16 protein-coding genes are annotated in these 17,521 nt (G+C 56.0%); 7 read left to right on the plus strand and 9 right to left on the minus strand.

Translation table 11 applies throughout. The annotated features are described in order from the left end of the window. The first annotated feature begins 65 nt into the window (after window positions 1-65). The gene (locus tag QBD29_RS14515) at window positions 66-764 is read left to right on the plus strand and encodes a DUF599 domain-containing protein (protein WP_280098800.1); all 699 of its coding nucleotides are present in this window, start codon (window positions 66-68) and stop codon (window positions 762-764) included. 119 nt (window positions 765-883) lie between these two features. Here the strand turns inward: QBD29_RS14515 and QBD29_RS14520 are convergent, their stop codons facing one another. The 5 genes from QBD29_RS14520 to QBD29_RS14540 all read right to left on the minus strand — a co-directional run bounded on the left by QBD29_RS14520 (window position 884) and on the right by QBD29_RS14540 (window position 8,213). Next, window positions 884-1,300, minus strand: a complete 417-nt coding sequence (locus tag QBD29_RS14520) for a hypothetical protein (RefSeq protein ID WP_280098801.1) — start codon at window positions 1,298-1,300, stop codon at window positions 884-886. Between the two features lie 115 nt (window positions 1,301-1,415). Next, window positions 1,416-3,497, minus strand: a complete 2,082-nt coding sequence (locus QBD29_RS14525; protein ID WP_280098802.1) for a hypothetical protein — start codon at window positions 3,495-3,497, stop codon at window positions 1,416-1,418. A gap of 56 nt (window positions 3,498-3,553) precedes the next feature. Continuing rightward, window positions 3,554-6,310: a DUF4159 domain-containing protein gene (locus QBD29_RS14530; protein ID WP_280100976.1), complete on the minus strand. Its 2,757-nt coding sequence runs from the start codon at window positions 6,308-6,310 to the stop codon at window positions 3,554-3,556. Then, window positions 6,307-7,197: a DUF58 domain-containing protein gene (locus QBD29_RS14535; RefSeq protein WP_280098803.1), complete on the minus strand. Its 891-nt coding sequence runs from the start codon at window positions 7,195-7,197 to the stop codon at window positions 6,307-6,309. Before QBD29_RS14535 ends, QBD29_RS14530 begins: the two co-directional genes overlap by 4 nt. Next, on the minus strand, window positions 7,194-8,213 hold the full coding sequence (locus tag QBD29_RS14540) for a MoxR family ATPase (protein ID WP_280098804.1): 1,020 nt from the start codon (window positions 8,211-8,213) through the stop codon (window positions 7,194-7,196). Before QBD29_RS14540 ends, QBD29_RS14535 begins: the two co-directional genes overlap by 4 nt. Before the next feature lie 72 nt (window positions 8,214-8,285). On the opposite strand from QBD29_RS14540, the gene QBD29_RS14545 reads away from it, so the two are divergent. Both QBD29_RS14545 and QBD29_RS14550 read left to right on the plus strand, forming a co-directional pair. Then, on the plus strand, window positions 8,286-8,888 hold the full coding sequence (locus QBD29_RS14545) for a DUF1285 domain-containing protein (protein WP_280098805.1): 603 nt from the start codon (window positions 8,286-8,288) through the stop codon (window positions 8,886-8,888). Then, complete coding sequence (locus QBD29_RS14550) at window positions 8,889-9,374, plus strand: ATP-binding protein (RefSeq protein WP_280098806.1); 486 nt, start codon at window positions 8,889-8,891, stop codon at window positions 9,372-9,374. Between the two features lie 3 nt (window positions 9,375-9,377). Here the strand turns inward: QBD29_RS14550 and QBD29_RS14555 are convergent, their stop codons facing one another. Both QBD29_RS14555 and gndA read right to left on the minus strand, forming a co-directional pair. Beyond that, entirely contained in the window at window positions 9,378-10,253 is an 876-nt protein-coding gene (locus QBD29_RS14555) for a DMT family transporter (RefSeq protein WP_280098807.1), read from the minus strand. 209 nt (window positions 10,254-10,462) lie between these two features. After that, the gene (gene gndA, locus QBD29_RS14560; protein ID WP_280098808.1) at window positions 10,463-11,869 is read right to left on the minus strand and encodes an NADP-dependent phosphogluconate dehydrogenase; all 1,407 of its coding nucleotides are present in this window, start codon (window positions 11,867-11,869) and stop codon (window positions 10,463-10,465) included. A gap of 120 nt (window positions 11,870-11,989) precedes the next feature. Between gndA and QBD29_RS14565 the strand changes: the two genes are divergently transcribed. Beyond that, window positions 11,990-12,634, plus strand: coding sequence for a TetR/AcrR family transcriptional regulator (locus QBD29_RS14565; RefSeq protein WP_280098809.1), 645 nt, complete (start codon window positions 11,990-11,992; stop codon window positions 12,632-12,634). 46 nt (window positions 12,635-12,680) lie between these two features. Beyond that, window positions 12,681-13,286 (plus strand): pyridoxamine 5'-phosphate oxidase family protein, encoded by a 606-nt coding sequence (locus QBD29_RS14570; RefSeq protein WP_280098810.1) that lies wholly within the window; start codon window positions 12,681-12,683, stop codon window positions 13,284-13,286. 11 nt (window positions 13,287-13,297) lie between these two features. Here the strand turns inward: QBD29_RS14570 and QBD29_RS14575 are convergent, their stop codons facing one another. After that, window positions 13,298-13,729 carry a MarR family transcriptional regulator gene (locus tag QBD29_RS14575; RefSeq protein ID WP_280098811.1) on the minus strand — a complete coding sequence of 144 codons (432 nt, stop codon included), beginning with the start codon at window positions 13,727-13,729 and terminating at the stop codon, window positions 13,298-13,300. An 80-nt stretch (window positions 13,730-13,809) separates the two neighbouring features. Between QBD29_RS14575 and QBD29_RS14580 the strand changes: the two genes are divergently transcribed. Together QBD29_RS14580 and QBD29_RS14585 are read left to right on the plus strand one after the other, a co-directional pair. Further along, window positions 13,810-14,178 (plus strand): antibiotic biosynthesis monooxygenase, encoded by a 369-nt coding sequence (locus QBD29_RS14580; RefSeq protein ID WP_280098812.1) that lies wholly within the window; start codon window positions 13,810-13,812, stop codon window positions 14,176-14,178. 21 nt (window positions 14,179-14,199) lie between these two features. Then, entirely contained in the window at window positions 14,200-14,652 is a 453-nt protein-coding gene (locus QBD29_RS14585; RefSeq protein WP_280098813.1) for a hypothetical protein, read from the plus strand. Between the two features lie 44 nt (window positions 14,653-14,696). Here QBD29_RS14585 and polA read toward each other — a convergent pair whose 3' ends face one another. Beyond that, a complete protein-coding gene (gene polA / locus QBD29_RS14590) occupies window positions 14,697-17,498 on the minus strand; it encodes a DNA polymerase I (protein ID WP_280098814.1) in 2,802 nt (933 codons plus the stop codon). Window positions 17,499-17,521: the final 23 nt, after the last annotated feature.

A 17,521-nucleotide genomic window follows, 5' to 3' on the forward strand; every position in this document is an offset into this window, starting at 1 on the left:
CAATTTGGGGAAATACAATCATTATATGCCCTGACTCCCCGCACGCCCTGCGTTAAACCAATCTCATGACCGATCTTTTACCCGAAGCGCTCACGCATTTTGCATTGTTGGACGCACTTGCTGTCTTTGCACTGATCCTCGCATGGCTTGGCAGCACCGCATTTATTGAACGCAAAAACACGACCAATCCATCCACACATATGCTGATGGAACAGTATCGCGAACGGTGGATGACCCAGATGGTCACACGCCAACCTCGCATCTTTGACAGCTCCGTCCTCGCCATCATGCGCCAAGGCTCCACGTTTTTCGCCTCCTCTTGCATGATCGCAATTGGTGGCTGTGTGGCGCTGCTTGGCGGCGCGGACCAGCTCACCATGTTTGCCAGCGATCTTGCCAGCACCCCTGTCGCGCCCAAAGCAGTGTGGGAAGTTAAAATCCTCTTACTCATGGCCTTGCTCGCCAATGGGTTTTTGAAATTTGTTTGGTCTGTGCGCCTGTTTGGCTATTGCGCCATTGTCATGGCCTCTACACCCAATGATCCAACGGATGACGCGGCCTATCCCACCGCCGCAAAATCCGCAGAAATCGCAAATCACGCCGCGCGGTCTTTCAATCGCGGCAAGCGCTCGGTCTATTTCACGATTGCGGCGCTGACATGGTTGATCGGGGCAATCCCACTGATTATCGCAACACTTGTGACGCTGACGTTGATCTATCGGCGCGAATTCAATTCCCGCACTCGGTTAGCATTGGCGAACTAAAGCGTTTCGTAAAAAACCTGAGCCATCGGCCTTTCGCGAAACGCATTTCATCTCAGTTACTTACAGGTCTCTCAACCATCACCAAGTGATTCAGAGTTAACGCGAAAGGCTATATGGCCTTAGTACCCGGGGCAGATGGTCGATCCACCTTGGAACACGCCATGCCCCTTTTTACAGCCGTAAAGGCCTTCTTTTTCTGGGGCTTTTTGCACCACGGCCACGGGTGTTGAAACAGCACCCGTTTGCCCGCCCAGCAGCTTGGCCCGCGCACATTGGTTTACCGCACGCGCCTGCGCTACCGTGACATCGTCGCCATTCAACGTGGAGGCAATCACACGTCCGTTGCTCATCTCCAGCACCTCAACCGCAGCGCCGTGAACCAACCCCTGCTCTGCCTGACAGGCTGCATGGGCCTGAATTTGCGTCTGTTCTGGTATCAACGCGATCTTGTCTGCACTGGGCGTTTCAGTACACGCCGTGACCAAAAGGGAAATGAAAACAGGGGCAGAAAGTCCAAAAGAAAAGCGTAGGGTCATGTGATCTGATTCGAAGCAATTGGTGGCAGGTTTCCCCATATCTAGTAACACACCACCCATTTGGATCAAGCAATAGTCACTACTCTAGGTATAGGATCACAGGCCGAGAGACCGTTTACCGCCCCTCATACCGCCACGCGGCCACCATCAATCCAGCCACCAACAGCAACAAAGCCCAGCCTGGCAGGATAGGGGTTTGTCGAATATCTGTGGCCAAATACGCATTGCGCGGCGTCACACCCAACCACCCGCGGCCTGCAGCAGACCATCCCGCACGCACAGATCGCAATCGCGGCGCGGCGTAATCTTGCAAACGCAGAACTCCTCCGCCTGTCGCGGTCAGGATCGGTTGCAGAATGTCCGCGCTCGCCATTGTGCGTTCAAACTCGCGCGGCGCTGTTGGCCCAACAGCCACCACTGCATCGAGCTCTCCATCGCTCAACCGATACAGCCCGTTTTCCTCGCCTTCAAACTCTGCCGTCCACTGGCCAGGTGCTGTTTCCGTTGTATCGAGCGTAATCACCGATCCATCAGGGCCCGTCACGGAAATCGCGCCACGCTCTTCTGTCAGGGATCGCCGCGTTACCGTCACCGTGTTCCCGTTCACCACGGCTGAAATGCGTTCTTCTTCCAGCTCGGGTTCTTTCATTGTCCAATGGGCCAGACGGCGCAGCAGTTCCAATTGTGGCCCGCCCCCTTCAAACCCGCGCGACCACAGCCACGCATGATCTGATGTCAGCATGGCAATGCGCCCTTCGCCAACGCGATCCAGAACCAGCAATGGCCGATCATCAGCCCCTGTCATCACCACATGGCCTTTGCTGGCCTCTGTATCAATCAAACGGAACCAACGGCCCCATCCGGGTGTTCCGTCCTCGCCTTTTGGCAAGGGCGCAAATTCATCCAGCGCGGCCGTCACAGGATGTCGCTCCCCCAATTCCGAAATCATCGGGGTGAACCCCCGTTCGATCAACCGCGCCGTCGGCTTGGCAGGTAAAACAGTTGTCAACGGCGTGCGCGCAATGCTGTCAGGCCCGCCAAACGCAGGGCCAGAGGCCACCAAAACAGCCCCCCCACGGCGCACATAATCCGCCACATTCGCCATATACCGATTGGGCAGAATACCGCGGCGGCGATACCGATCAAAAATGATCAGATCGAACTCATCAATCTTTTCTAGGAACAGCTCGCGCGTTGGAAAGGCAATCAACGACAATTCGCGCACAGGCACGCCGTCCTGTTTGTCAGGGCTGCGCAGAATGGTGAAATGCACCAAATCCACCGCCGTGTCCGACTTTAGCAAATTGCGCCACGTGCGCTCCCCAGCGTGGGGCTCACCCGACACCAACAACACGCGCAACCGATCCCGCACACCGTTGATCGACAGCACCGCTCCATTGTTGCGATCCGTTAATTCACCCTCTTCAGGCACCACTTGAAACTGCAACACATTCAAACCGCCATGGGGCAGTGTCAGGGGCAGTTCAAACTGCCGCCCAACCTCAACCACAAACTCGCGCGGCGTTTCCCCATCAACGGATATGCGCAACTTTGCTGACCCTGCCACCGCCGCAGGGACAGCGCCTTGGTCTTCAACACGCAAAAACAGCGTCACAGGCTCGCCCACAATGGCAAAAGCAGGGGCGTTATCGATCACCAAGCGACGATCCCAATCGTCCGCTTCCCCAGTCAGAACAACATGTACCGGTGCGGGAAACACAGCCAGCATATCAGCATCATGCACTTGCCCATCTGTCACCAAAATGGCGCCTGCGATGCGGCTCTCGGCCACTTCGCTGGCTGCTTTGGCCAATGCGGTCACAACCATAGACCCATCGTCAACGGCACTTGGGTCATTCTCGACCTCAATCACCCGCGTTTCGAAATTCTCTAAGTCGCCAATCTCGGATTGCAACGCAGCTACGCCTGCATCGATCTGTTCAGGGCGCACATCCACCGATTGGCTCTCGGTTTTGTCCACCACCACAAACACAATGTTCGATAGGTTTTCGCGCTCTTCCTGACGAAACACAGGCTGTGCCAAGGCCAACAGAACCACCGCCAAACCTGCCAGTCGCAACCACCAACCGGGCAGACGCCGCCAAATGGCCAGCAGTGTGAACACAACGGCCACGGCAATACAGGCCAACAACACGGGTTGCGGAATAAGCGGGGTAAAGGCGATCTCAAATTCCATTTGAACACCCCAGTCCCATCAGCACGCAGAACTTTGATTGTGCAAAACCCATCATGTTACTGCCCCAACCGATCCAACAGCGCAGGCACATGCACCTGATCCGATTTATAATTGCCCGTCAGCACGTGCATGATCAGGTTCACACCAAACCGAATGGCAATCTCGCGCTGGCGTTCCCCTTGCGATCCGCGACCGACAGGAAACAGGAACCGCCCGTTTTCACCTATGGCCCAGGCGCTCGCCCAATCGTTGCCGCCAATCACCACAGGCGTCACCCCATCGTTCAAATTGCGAAACGGCATACCCTCGGTTTGCTCCGCATCTGGGGGCGCGGCCTCCACCCAAACCTGCGCGTTGGCATACCGACCTGGAAAATCCTGCAACAAATAAAACGTGCGCGTCAAAACGTGATCTTCTGGCACAGGCTCCAACGCGGGAATATCCAAATTCTGCGCAATGGATTGTAATTTTTTGCCGTTGGGCGTTCCCCCCGAAAGGCTGCGCCCAATATTCGCATCGCGCGTGTCAAACAGGATCATCCCGCCGCCACGCAAAAATACGTTTACCTTTTCCATAGCGGCATCTGACGGCACAGTTTGCGTGTCTGAAACGGGCCAATACAAAAACGGATACAGCGATAATTCATCCGTTTCCAAATTGACCGAAACGGGGGAAATCGGCTCAATGCTGGTGCGCCGAAACAGTTCTGCAGACAGCCCCAATAACCCCGCACGCGACACATCATCCAGCCGCGAATTGCCCGTTTCGACATAGGCCAGAACCGTATTATTCGCCGCTTCCAAAATTGCCGCTTCATCCTGCGCATCCGCTGGCGTCATCGGCAAAACCGCAAGGGCCATCATTGCCGCAACCCCGCGCATCCACAAACGCCCACCAACCAACAGCGTTGCCAGCACATCCACACACAACAACGCCAGTGCCGCCATTAACAACCACGCTTGCAACGGCTGTTCTTCAGATCGTGTGAGCGATAAGAAGTTTGTTCCAACGGGCCAGCTCGCCGCTTCAAGCACCCGATCCGCAGCCACTGCATTTAACGCAACACGCCGCTCCCCGCTCACGTAAACACCAGGAGGCATGTCAGCGCCAAACACACCACCTGCCAAGCGCGCACCGTCCACACCTGCCAAGGCAGGTGCATCGCGCAACACGCCAAATCCATCTAAAACCTGCTCAGGTACCCACACCGTGCCTTCCAACTCTGCCGCATCCAGCGTGGCAGATCGTGCCGAAATCGCCAAACGTTCCAGCAACTGCACAAACAACCCAGACAGCGGCAGCGAAGACCACTCCGCATTGGCCGTCACATGAAACAGAACCACGCGCCCCGCCCCTTGATCCTTGGCCGTCACAAGCGGCGTTCCATCCACCAACGCGGCCAAAACCCGTTCAGACAGGTTTGGATCAGGTTGCGCCATCACTTGGCTTTCCACCAACACATCGCTTGGCACAGTCAGCCCGAAAAATGGGCTGCTTTCGGGAAAGGCCTGCAATCCCTTGGGGGATCCCCAACTCATCGCGCCACCCACGTTTCGCCCGCCTGCCCGCAGGCGTACAGGCAACAAAGGATGTTCGCTAGATTGCCCCAAACCGCTCGCCGCCAATCGCGGCCCTGCAAAACGCACCAACATGCCGCCGCTTTCCACCCATTCGCGCACCGCGCGGGTTTCTTGGCCTGACATGTCGCCCACATCGGCCAAAATCATCACATCAGGATTGGCCTGCAAACTGTCCATGAATCCCGCTTCGATCACATCCGCAGTGGGAACCAATGCTTTGCGCAAGAAATGCAAGGGGGAGACTAAAACCGCCCCTTCTTGTTCTGTGCTACCACCAATCAACGCCACTTTGCGCCGCTGAATGCTGTCATCTGTCACCACAACCGCACCCGCAGATCGCACAGTGTCTAGCACCACGCGCTTCACCCGATTGCGCAGCTCGGACGGCAATTCAATCGCCAGTTCCGCCTCGGTCGCGCCGTCTTCAAACGCCCCCGACCCTTGCGCCAATGCCCGCGTGATCCCCGCTGGATCAGGTCCTTCCGCTTGCACTGCAAACTCTAACGGGCCACCCGCGTTCACGCGCACCGCAGTTGTGCTAAGCGCTCCGCTTTCAATGCCGATGCCGCGCAGCGCCAAAACCCCACCTTCGGCCTCGGCCACGCTCACATCGCCTTTTTCCACAAAGGCCGTCATCAAGTCATCACGCCCCTCCCGCGCCAATCCATCAGACAGCCACAGGGTTTCATAGGCCTCGCTCGTTTCTGCCGCTTGAACCCAATCTTCATACACAGGTTCCCACGCATTCGGCTCCAGCCCATCAACTTTGTTCAACCAGTCACTGGCATTCACAAAATTCAGCGGGTTTTCCCCACGCGGGCCGTCAGACAACAAAACAACCGCCACAGGCCGCCCGTCCTGCACCGCAAATTGTAACACCTCGGTCAGCTTATCCTGCCGCTGCCCCCAGCTTTGCGCGCTCGCCCAACTACCATCCATTGCGATCAACAAAGGCGCACGCCCCGCCACGCGATCCGTCGGATTCAACACAGGCTGCGCAAACGCCAAAATCGCCGCTGCAATGGCCGCCATACGCAGCAAGAGCAACCACCAAGGGGTGCGATCAGGCGTGGTTTCCTTATCCTCCAACCCCAGCAACAAAGACACCGCAGGAAACCGCCGCCGCAAAGGCGCAGGCGGAACCGCCCTCAGCAAAAACCACAGGATCGGCAGCGCCAGCAGGCCCAGCAACAACACAGGGGCCAAAAACCCGATAGAGCCAAACGCCATCATCGTGCTGGCCCCGCAATCGCATTGTGAATCCACATCAACGCGCTTTGTGCGGGCTGATCTGTGTGATGGCACAAATACATCCACCCCGTGCGCCGTGCGAGCGCCTCTAGCTGGTCTTTGCGTTCTGCCAACCGCGCCAGATAATCATCGCGCAAGGCTTTGGCGCGGCGCGTTTCAAAACTCACACCGCCGCCCATGCTTTCGAAAATGGTGCGACCATCAAAAGGGAAACTTTCCTCGGTTGGGTCCAAAACCTGCACCAAACAGCCTTGCACCCGCTGATCCGCCGCACGGCTCAGCGCATCAATCACGCGCTCCCAATCCCCCAGAAAATCCGAAATCAACAGCGCCCGATTGCCCCGAACCATTTCTTTGTTCGGCGGGACGCCGAAATCATCTTGTGCCCCTTCAACCAACCGCATGGCCATTTTCGTGATCTGCCCGCGCCCATGTTTTGGCGGCTGTGGGTCTTCCATCAGCCCCACACTCTCGCCCGCTTTCGCCAATAATATCGCACTGGCAAGGCCCAGAATCCGCGCACGCTCACCCTTAAGCGGTAAATCCTTTGCGCCGCGATATTGCATGCTGGCCGATCGATCGACCCACAGATGAACCGCTTGCAAATTCTGCCATTCCATCTGGCGCACAAAATGCGCATCCGCCCGCGCCGATCTGCGCCAATCAATCTCGCGCAGGGGGTCTCCCGCCGTGGCAGGCCGATACTGCCAAAACTCATCCCCTGGCCCTGCCCGCCGACGCCCATGCGCCCCAAGGCTAATCGTAGCCGCCAATTGATCCGCCGCCGCCATCAACGCAGGAAACCCCGCAGCAGCCTCTTCGGCATCACTGCGCAGTTGATCTGGTGTTATGTGCGCTGCGTCATTCACGCGGCGGCCTCTGCCCCCGTGACCTGAACCGTCAGCCGCGCGATCAAATCAGACAGCTTTTCACCCCGTGCGCGCGCGGCAAAGCCCAACGCCATACGATGGATCAAAATCGGATGGGCCAGCGCAATCACATCGTCCACAGACGGCGCCAACCGTCCCTGCACCATAGCCCGCGCCCGTGTGGCCAACATAAACGCCTGCGCCGCCCGTGGCCCTGGCCCCCAACTGACCGCATCGCGCACAAACTCGGGCGCTGTTTCGTCTTCTGGACGCGCCGCGCGCACCAAATCCAAAATCGCCTCAACCACCGCATCTCCCACAGGCATCCGCCGCACCGCCGTTTGCGCCGCCATCAACGTTTCAGGCGTGAACACTTCTTGCGCCTCTGCCTCATCCGCACCCGTGGTCGCCAGCAGAATATCACGTTCTGTGTCTCGGCTCGGGAACCCCACATCAATCTGCAAGATAAACCGATCCAACTGCGCCTCTGGCAACGGATATGTCCCCTCCTGTTCAATCGGGTTTTGTGTGGCGAGCACATGGAATGGCGCAGGCAAATCATATTCCTGCCCTGCAATCGTAACTTGGCGTTCCTGCATCGCTTGCAACAGCGCCGATTGGGTCCGTGGACTTGCGCGGTTAATCTCATCCGCCATCAACAACTGGCTAAACACAGGGCCTTTCAAAAACCGAAACGCTCGTGCCCCATCGTCATTGCTCTCTAAAACTTCGGACCCCAGAATATCCGCTGGCATCAAATCAGGCGTGAACTGCACACGGTTCGTATTCAGCCCAAACACCGTGCCCAATGTGTCCACCAATCGTGTTTTCGCCAAACCTGGTGCCCCCACAAGTAACGCATGGCCACCACACAACAGCGCTACCATGGCCTGCTCTACAACCTGTTCCTGTCCGATAATCCGCTTTCCGATCCAAGCGCGAGAATTTCCGAGCAACACAGAAGCCTTTTCAACTTCCTCCGCCAAACTTGCCAATTCGCTTGCATTCTCAGACATGAACAATACCTTTTTGTTTCGGGCCACTGGGACGTTGAACCCATTTAGAACCAATTAACGCGGCAAGGACAAATGACAAATCCGAAAGACGATGAAATAATCACAAAACCGAGTGCGGACAGCATAGCGCAATCCGCCACCGCTGCGTCAAAAAAGGGCCCGCCACCCGTACATTTGTGGAATCCACCGTTTTGTGGCGATCTCGACATGCGCATCGCGCGTGATGGTACGTGGTTCTATCTGGGCACGCCCATTGGCCGAAAACCGCTGGTAAAGCTGTTTTCTTCCATCATCCGCAAAGACGGCGATGATTATTTCCTCGTCACGCCTGTTGAAAAGGTTGGCATCACCGTCGATGACGCGCCATTCGTTGCCATTGATTTTGATGTGGAAAACCAAGGCCCTGATCAAACCCTCACCTTCACCACGCAAGTGGACGATGAAATGACTGCTGGCCCTGACAACCCCATCCGCGTGATGCGCGATGATGAAACAGGTGAACCCTCGCCCTATATCCTCGTGCGCACCAACCTCGAAGCCTTGATCGACCGCAAATCCTTCTACCGCCTTGTGGACCTTGGCGAACACGCAGACGTGGACGGCGAACAATGGTTCGGTGTGCGCTCCAACGGCGCGTTTTTCCCGATTATCCCATCGGCGGAATTGGACGCCTAAATGCCAACGGGCCACCTCCATCTGGTCTGCGGCCTGATCTGCGCAGGCAAATCCACCCTCTGCGCATCGCTCGCAGAGCAGCCAAACACCATTGTGCTATCCGAAGACGTCTGGCTCAAAACCCTCTTCGGCCCTGACATGCAGACCCTGTCCGACTATGTCACCTACTCCAAACGCCTCCAAGGCCTGCTGATCCCGCATGTGTCGACGCTGCTCGGAACGGGTCTCAATGTCGTCCTCGACTTCCCCGCCAACACACTCAAACAACGCGCATGGCTGAAAGCTCTGATCGACACTGCGGCCTGCGATCACACTCTGCATCACCTCGACACCCCGAAAGAGGTCTGCCGCAGCCGCCTGCGCGACCGCAACACCAGCGGGTCACATCAATTTATCGTTTCAGGAGAACAATTTGATCATGTTTCGGCCCATTTCGTCCCGCCCAGCGCCGACGAAGGCTTCTCGATCACACTCCACACGCCTTAAGGGCTATTCTGCGGGGATCACATCCTCAATCCACGCATCACCGCGCTGCGCCACCACCACACCGATGGCCAAAACCGCCGCGCCTAGCGCTTGGTTCCAATCCCATGCACCACCAAAGGCCAGCAGGATCAGCATCACATAAAACGGTGCCGCATTCAGGTGAAACGATGCAATGCCAACCCCAACCTTTGCCACACCCAAAATCCAAAACGCCTGACTGATCGCCATGCCGCAAAACGCAAAGATAGCCAACAGGCCCAGCCCACGTGCGTCGAGCACGCCAACCTCTGTGCCCCACCAGCCAAAGGTTAAAAACACCGCCAGCGTGATCTGGCAAAAGATCATCGCCCCAACCAAAGTCAATGTGGCCTGCCCAATATTGCTCATGCCAGGCAAGTCTTTAACAGTGGCCCGCGATCCCCAGGCAAAGATAAACGTGGCTCCAATGCCCATCAGCGCCCCAAGTCCGAATTGACTGTCTGCCAGCGATGCCCCCGCTGCAACAACCCCACCTGTCAGCACCAAGGCAACGCCCAAAACAAAGGAAACCGTCAGCCGCCGCCGATCAAACATCACCTCCAGTGCAACCGCTGCCACTGGCATCATCGCTGCCACCAACGCCGCCGTTACTGCATCTGTCATGGATTGCGTGACCAGCAAAATAACCGTACCCGTGCCAAACCCGATCCCACCGATCAGCAATCCTTTGCGCCACGGGGCAGTTTTCACGCGCGTCCAGCCATCCATCAAAATCCACACGGGCACCAACAACGCACAGCCCAGAACAATGCGCACCGCGATCAGCGATATCGCACCCCAGCTTTGCAACAGCACTTCCGCCGCAGGAAACCCCATCGCAAACAGCGCAATGGAAATCATGCAAATCCCATGCCCAGGCGCTGCGCGCCCGCGTTTATGTGGTGTTCGATGTGTCAAAATGTGCCCAAAAATAAGGAGCCGTGTGGTCACCTCACACTGCAACATCGATTCGGTCGCGCCAAAAAACGACCCACAGGTCGCAAACCAACGCCGCGCCTTTTTCTTGGTCTAAATATCCAAAACCGATCGCCGCCTAACGCACGACTGTATCAATCATGCCAAGGCCCATTCACCTTCTCGCCAACGGCATCCACACGCTCAAACGTATGCGCCCCAAATCGATCCCGCAGCCCTTGGATCATATTCGCCGTGGATCGTTCTGTGCGGCTGGCATTGAAATACGACAGGGCGGCAAACAACGCAGGCACTTCGATGCGGGCCGTCACCGCCATGCCCACCACACTTTGTAATGCTTCAGCATTGTCTTTCATCAGGGTCTCGAATTTGGGCGCAAAGAACAAACGCCGCGCCCCGTCTTGAGCGAAAGCATCCGACATATCATCGAGCAGCACCGAACGGATGATACACCCCGCCCGCCAGACCCGCGCAATGGCTGCCAGATCAAGGCACCACTCAAACGCTTCGGATGCACGGCGCAGCACTTCAAACCCTTGGGTATAGGCGCAGACTTTCGCAGCGATCATCGCTTGTTCCAATGCAGCAGTCCCAGCGTCTTGTGCGCCCAAATCCCCCTGCTGCACCGCGCCAAACGCCGCCGCACCTTGGCGGCGGCCTTCGATATCTGCCGATACATTTCGCGCTTCTACGGCCGCTTGGACCATTCCAATCGGCGCTCCCAGATGCAGTGCTTCGATCACAGACCATCGCCCTGTGCCTTTCTGCCCAGCCTTATCCAAAATCATGTCGAGCATTGCCTTGCCCGTTTTGGGGTCATCGGCCCGCGCCACTTCTGCTGCAATCTCAATCAGATAGGAATTGAGCGGCCCATTCATCCATTTGGCAAACACATCCCCAATGGCCGCCGCGTCCATACCCCAGCCATCGCGCATCAAACCATAGGCCTCTGCAATCATCTGCATATCGGCGTATTCAATCCCGTTGTGCAGCATTTTAATGAAATGCCCTGATCCTCCAGGACCAAACCAATCACAGCAGGGATCGTCTTCGAATTTTGCTGACGCATCCTGCAAAGGGGCTTTGACCCGTGCCCAGCTTTCTTCGGACCCGCCAGCCATAATCGCGGGACCATGCCGCGCACCTTCCGCACCGCCAGAAATTCCCATGCCAAGGAACAGCAGGCCCTTGGCTTCGAGCTCTGTCACACGGCGCTCGGTTTCTTTGTAATACGAATTGCCCAAATCCGCGATCAAATCCCTTTTTTCAAGCAGGGGCGACAGCATTTCGATCACACTGTCCAGCGGCCCGCCCGAAGGCACCAAAACAAGCACTGATCGGGGGGATGGCAGGCTTTGCACAAATGCTTCGGCATCCCTACAGGCCAGCAAATCCCCTGCCAAATCTGCCCCCGCGTCAACAACAGCCTCGGATTTTGCCAAAGTGCGATCCAACAGGCTGACCGAATGGCCTTCTTCAGCCAAGTTCAGCGCAAATTCACGCCCCATCACGCCGATACCCACAAGACCTACATGTGCCATTCTAAACTCCCAATTGGTTCATCCCATTCATTGCACTGATACGTAACTTGTCCAGACCAAAAACCAACTTTCCGTAACGCAAGCGTTGACCGCAAAGTGACGGGTGCTTACAAAGGGCCCATGGGAGAGGTTCTTAAACTCAAACGCGGCGATCTACGCGATGCGTTGATTGACTATGCTTTGCAGGCCGCAAAGGATGGCCACATCGAAGTGATGTCACTGCGCCAAGCGGCCCGCGATTTGGGTGTGTCTTCTGGGGCAGTTTATCGCCATTTCGCGGACAAAGACGCACTGCTCGCTGAAATCGTAAAACTCGCCTTTTTTGATTTGCGTGAACGGTTCATCACCATTCGCCCCGAAGGCGCCATCGCAAAATCCAAGGCCGAAGCCATCGCCCGCTGCCGCGCCACCTGTCGCGCCTATATTATGTACGCCCATGAAAACAACGCGCTGTGGCACATGATGTTTGGCCGCGTTGGCATGATGTGCCGCGATGAATTGATGCAAGATCCCGAACTCAAACGCTACACGCCGTTTGATGTGGGTATGGAGCTTGGCAAGGATTTGCACCGTGTCGGCCTGCTAGATCACGAACCTAACATCGCAGACAACCGCTACATCTGGTCCGCGATCCACGGCGCGGCTGATCTTGCCCAATCGGGTGCGCGACTTGACTCAGATCACCTTGACCAAGTGATCGAAGACACGGTGCAACGCAACATGCGTATGCTGGGCGTAAATCTGAATGATATCGAAAACGGTTAACGTAAACTGAGTTGCCAGCCCATCGCCTGCGTGCAACGCTGCCACCATGCAAACCATCGATTCAATCCCCGCCCTCGAAGCGCTTTACGACGATGCGGCCCCCGCCTCGCTGACCAAAGTCACCCCCGTCATCACGCCCAACTATCGCAAATGGATCGAGGCTTCTCGATTTTGCATCCTCTCCACCGTCGGGCCAGAAGGCACAGACGCCACCCCGCGCGGCGATGATGGGCCCGTAGTGCGCATCGCAGACGAAAAAACCATCCTGATGCCCGACTGGCGCGGCAACAACCGGCTCGACAATTTGCGCAACATTGTGCGCGATCCGCGTGTCTCGCTGATGTTCCTGATCCCCGGCGAAAAGAACGTGGTGCGCGTGAACGGCACCGCCAAACTCACCGCTGACGCCGATCTATGTCACAGCTTTGAGCAAAAAGGCATGCACCCCAAAACCGTCATCGTCTTCACGGTCAAAGAACTCTACTTCCAATGCGCCAAAGCCATCCTGCGCTCAGGCCTCTGGAATGGTACAGATGAAACATTGGTCGTACCCACCGCAGGTGATTTACTGAAAGAAATGAGAGAGGATTTCGACGGCAAAGCCTACGACGATGCCTATGTGGATCGCGCGAAGGCGACGATGTGGGGGTGACACCTGTCGGGCTAATCTGACCTCATAGCCCCTATAACCCGCCGTGTTAGGCTGAGGAAAAGCTCCCGTTCGGCGGCGTCCAAATCTGCCAACGCCACAGCGTTTTGATCGTTTGCGGATTGATACGCCTGCGCTTTGATCTCGACCGCTTTCGCGGTCAGCCAGATTTTTTGCACCCTCGCATCCGCTTCGTCCTTGGTTCGCTTTATCAAACCATCCCGCTCCATACGATTAAGCGTGTTTGCCAACGTGGCTTGCTCAATATCAAGACGAACCAAAAGGTCGCGTTGTGACACACCATCCTTTTCCCAAAGTTCCAACAAGATCGGAAATTGGCCAATAACAATACCCAACGGGGCGATGCGATCTTGCAATCCTTTGGCGAACAATCGCGCCATGTGGTTCACAAGGTATCCAGCAGAGGAATCTTTATCAAAAGTCATGTCAGAGATTTACACTTGTATAGCTTGCTATGCAATATTATATAGCTTGCTATGTTAATAAGAATCGAAAGGCTAAAACCATGTCAAAACTTCAAGAACTCGACCCCATCGTCGCCCTTGCCGATCAACTGCAATCCGAAGAAGGGCCGGTCGTTTTGGTCAATATTTTCACGGTGGATGCTGCCGAAGAAGACGCGCTCGTCACCGCCTGGACCCACGATGCACACTTTATGAAAGAACAACCCGGTTATGTTTCGACCCAGCTTCACAAGGGAATTGCAGGCAGCTCTACCTTTATGAACTACGCCATTTGGCAAGACGTCGCGTCCTTTCGCGCGGCCTTCACAAACCCAGAATTCCAGCGCCGCATCGGGCAATATCCGCCAAGCGCAGTAACTCGCCCGCACCTTTTTACAAAATTGGCAATCGACAATCTTTGCACAGCCTAAGCCGCGAATAGGAGTCTCCTCATGCTTGGAAAAATTCACCCAATCGCTGGCGTCATTGGGTTTCTAACAATCCTCACCTTTTGGACCTCTACCGCTATCAGCGAACTCTTTGCCAGTTATGAAACAGTGGCCGCTGTAAAACAGATGGTTCTGTACGGCATGTTCATACTCTTGCCCTCAATGGCCATCGTTGGCGCGTCTGGAATGAAAATGGGCAGCCGCCGCAAAGATGCGCCAGCCCGTGCCAAAAAGAAAAGAATGCCGATCATCGCGGCCAACGGCCTGTTGATCCTGCTACCGCTCGCATTTTTTCTGGAATCCAAAGCCAGCGCTGGCAGCTTCGACACAACTTTCTACACACTGCAAGTCGTTGAACTGGTCGCAGGTGCAACCAATTTGACCCTAATGGCCCTCAGCATCCGTGACGGCCGCGCAATGGGCCAACGCCGCCGATCAATGCACGCAAAAACCTAAGGAAAATCAATCAGGCCGCTTCACCGGAAGCGGCTTGTTTGCGTTTAGTGCGCTTCCGCCCAGTTCGCCCCCTGTCCCGCATCCACAATCAGCGGCACATCAATCTCAACGGCGGGCATCGCCGCCCCTTCCATCACGGCTTTCACCACTGAAATCGTTTCATCAACCGCTGCCTCTGGAACTTCGAACAACAGTTCGTCATGCACCTGCAACAGCATTCGCGCGGGCAGATGCGCAATCGCATCGGGCATTCGGATCATCGCGCGGCGAATAACATCCGCTGCTGTCCCTTGGATCGGCGCGTTGATCGCCGCCCGCTTGGAAAACCCAGCCTGCGGCCCCTTCGCGTCAATGTTCGGCGTGTGGATTTTGCGCCCAAACAGCGTCTGCACAAACCCGTGTGCCTTCGCGAATGCCACCGTATCATCCATATAGGTTCGAATGCCTGGGAAGCGTTCAAAATAACGATCAATGAACCCTTGCGCATCCTTACGCGGTATCCGCAGATTCCGCGCCAGACCGAACCCTGAAATCCCGTAAATCACCCCAAAGTTAATCGCTTTGGCCTGACGGCGCACATCTGGCGTCATCTCATCCAGCGGCACATCAAACATCTCTGATGCGGTCAGCGCGTGAATATCAATCCCATCCGCAAAAGCCTGCTGCAATTCGGGTATCTTCGCAATATGCGCCAAAATCCGCAGCTCAATCTGGGAATAATCGAGCGCCACCAGCACATTCCCCTCCTCTGCCACGAACGCTTCGCGAATTTTGCGTCCCTCTTCGGATCGAATAGGAATATTCTGCAAATTCGGATCAGTCGAGGCCAACCGCCCCGTGCTCGCCCCCGCAATATGATAAGACGTATGAACCCGCCCCGTATCCGCATTGATGTGGTTCTGCAGCGCATCCGTATAGGTGGATTTCAGCTTGCTCATCTGCCGCCAGTCAAGCACGCGGGCAGGCAAATCATTGCCCTCTGCCGCCAAATCCTCCAGCACATCGACACCCGTGGAATAAGCCCCTGTCTTGCCTTTCTTGCCCCCCTGCAACCCCATCTCGTCAAACAGAATTTCGCCAAGCTGCTTGGGCGACCCCACATTAAATGACCGCCCCGCCAGTTGATGAATTTCATCCTCCAGCCCAGCCATTTTCTGCGCGAAATTGTTCGACATGCGGCTCAACACATCGCGATCCACCTTGATCCCGTGCATTTCCATTGTCGCGAGAACGGGCACCAACGGCCGCTCCAGCGTCTCATAAACCTTGGTCACTTTCGTGGTATGCAGCTGTGGCTTAAACATCTGCCACAGGCGCAGCGTGATATCCGCATCCTCAGCCGCATATTTCACCGCCTCGTCAATGGGCACCATATCAAACGTTTTAGCAGATTTCCCCGTCCCCAGCAGCGTCTTAATGCTGATTGGTTTGTGATCCAGATATCGCTCGCTCAGCGCATCCATCCCATGATTGTGCATCCCACCATGCAGCGCATAAGACAGCAGCATCGTGTCATCAATCGGCGCGACCTCGATCCCCTGACGGCGGAAAATCTTCAGATCATACTTCATGTTCTGACCGATCTTGATAATCGCATCATCTTCCAAAACGTCCTTGAGCATGGAAAGCGCTTCGCTCGCATCCATCTGCCCCTCGGCCAATGCGGCACCGCCAAACAAATCGCCTTCGCCATCCTTATGGGCCAGTGGAATGTAACAGGCTTCGCCCGCCTCCACGCAAAGGCAAATCCCCACCACATCAACGACCATTTCGTTCAGCCCAGTGGTTTCCGTATCAACCGCAACCCAGCCCCGTTCCCGAATACGATCAATCCAAACCTGCAAGGCGGCAGCATCGCGCACGCATTCATATTTCTCGGCATCAAATCCCGCCGTGGCCGACGCAGGCACAGGGGCCGCACCCAACACTTCTGGCTCTACAATCGTGGGCGGTTCCACCCCCAACTTGCTGGCAATCCGCGTGGTCAGCGTGCGAAACTCCATCTCCGCCAGAAACCCCAGCACATCTTCCGCCACAGGCTCGCGCACATCCATTTCCGCCAGATTGATGTCCAAATCCATATCTTGCTTCAACGTCACCAAATCACGGCTGATGCGAATTTGATCCGCATAATCAATCAAGGTCTGCCGCCGCTTGGGCTGTTTAATTTCCTCAGCCCGCGCCAACAAAGTATCAAGATCACCATATTCGTTAATCAACAAAGCCGCCGTCTTGATCCCAATCCCTGGCGCCCCTGGCACATTGTCCACGCTGTCCCCCGCCAGCGATTGCACATCAATCACCCGCTCAGGCCCCACGCCGAACTTCTCTTCTACTTCCTCAACACCAATGCGCTTGTTCTTCATGGCATCCAGCATTTCAATGCCACCGCCCACCAGCTGCATCAAATCCTTGTCCGAACTGATAATCGTCACACGCGCCCCAGCATCACGTGCCTTCACGGCCAAGGTCGCAATAATATCATCCGCCTCAAATCCCTCTTCTTCGATACACGCCAGATTAAACGCGCGCGTTGCATCGCGGGTCAGGGGAAATTGCGGAACCAAATCCTCAGGCGCTGGGGGACGGTTCGCCTTATACTCTGGATAAATGTCAGACCGAAACGTTTTCCCTTTGGCATCAAAGATCACCGCACAATGGGTCGGCGCATCGTGGCCTTTGTTATCTTCCACGAATTTATACAACATATTGCAAAACCCAGACACCGCACCGACGGGGAGGCCATCGGACTTTCGTGTAAGCGGAGGAAGCGCGTGATAGGCTCGAAAGATAAACCCAGACCCGTCAATTAAATGCAGATGATGCCCTTTACCGATGCTTGCCACGTGCTTACCTTTACAAGAATTCC

Origin of the sequence: Amylibacter sp. IMCC11727 (assembly GCF_029854195.1) — a bacterium.
Taxonomy (GTDB): Bacteria; Pseudomonadota; Alphaproteobacteria; order Rhodobacterales; family Rhodobacteraceae; genus Amylibacter.